We start from the raw sequence: 1,359 nt of genomic DNA, 5'->3' as shown, positions 1-1,359 counted from the left end.
CTCCCAGCTGAGCTAAGCTCCCACTTTTTTGTATCGTCTCTGACGACTTTATTATTTTACTACGGATCCGCAAAAAAGTCAACCCCTTTTTGCGAAAAATCTGTACTTTGTATGCTTTGCACAAGCACCATGCAGAAAACGGCCTTCCTTCTGACGGATTCGTCTAATTCAGACCGTTTTCCCCGTTTCTCGCATACAGCCGCACCACGTCCGCCCGCAGTGCATGGTTCACCGGATCCCGCAGCTGGGGATCCGCCTCCAGGATATCCCGTGCCGCCTGCTGGGTCTGCCGCACCAGCTCCATATCCTCTGCCAGCTCCGCCAGATGCACCGGAGGCAGACCGTGCTGGGCACTGCCGAAGAAATCCCCCGGCCCCCGCAGCTTCAGATCCTCCTCGGCGATCCGGAACCCGTCGGTGGTGCTGCTCAGCACCCGGAGCCGCTCCCGGCTTTCCTCCGAGGTGCTGTCGGTAATGAGGATGCAGTGGCTCTGCTTGCTGCCTCTGCCCACCCGCCCCCGGAGCTGATGCAGCTGGGACAGACCGAACCGCTCCGAGTTCTCGATCAGCATCACCGTGGCGTTGGGTACATCCACCCCCACCTCCACCACGGTGGTGCAGACCAGCAGATCCAGTTCTCCCGCCTTGAAGGATGCCATCACCTGCTCCTTCTCCGCCGGCTTCATTTTCCCGTGGAGCAATCCCACCCGGTATGCAGCAAATTCCCCGGCACGGAGCTGCTCCGCATAGCTGGTCACTGCCAGCAGGTCGCTTTCCCCCTCCTCGATCATGGGGCATACAATATACGCCTGCTCTCCGGCATCCATCCGGCTCCGGACAAAGCCATAGGCACGCTGCCGCAGCTTTCCCGTCACCGCATAGGTGCGGATGGGCAGCCGTCCCACCGGCAGCTCGTCCAGCACGGAAATGTCCAGATCCCCGTACACGATCAGTGCCAGAGTCCTGGGGATGGGGGTGGCGGACATGACCAGCTTGTGGGGGGTGCCCCCCTTTTGCGCCAGGGCAGCACGCTGTCCCACCCCGAACCGGTGCTGCTCGTCGGTGATGACCAGTCCCAACGCCGGAAACACCGTGTCCTTCTGGATCAGAGCATGGGTACCCACCAGCACGTCCAGCTCTCCAGCCTGCAGGGCGGTGCGGATCCGGCGCTTTTCCTTGGCAGGCAGGGATCCGGTCAGCAGCCCCACCCGGATGCCCAGGGGGGACAAGAAGCCATCCAGGGTATGGTAATGCTGGGTGGCAAGGATCTCCGTGGGCGCCATCAGAGCGCTCTGGAAGCCGTTTTTGCATGTGAAGTAGCATGCCGCCGCCGCCACCGCCGTCTTGCCGCTGCCCACGT

At 62.0% G+C, this 1,359-nt stretch carries 1 protein-coding gene; it reads right to left on the bottom strand.

Annotated elements, in window-relative coordinates:
- Nucleotides 1-163: 163 nt before the first annotated feature.
- Nucleotides 164-1,359, bottom strand: a 1,196-nt coding sequence (locus QVO51_RS04620) for an ATP-dependent DNA helicase RecG (protein ID WP_288167862.1), incomplete at its 5' end; no start/stop codon positions are given.

It is taken from the genome of Ruminococcus sp. CAG:379, assembly GCF_000434255.1.
GTDB lineage: Bacteria > Bacillota > Clostridia > Oscillospirales > Ruminococcaceae > Ruminococcus_F > Ruminococcus_F champanellensis.
Note: the sequence above shows the minus strand (reverse complement) of the source record. Positions and strands in the feature narration are given on the sequence as shown.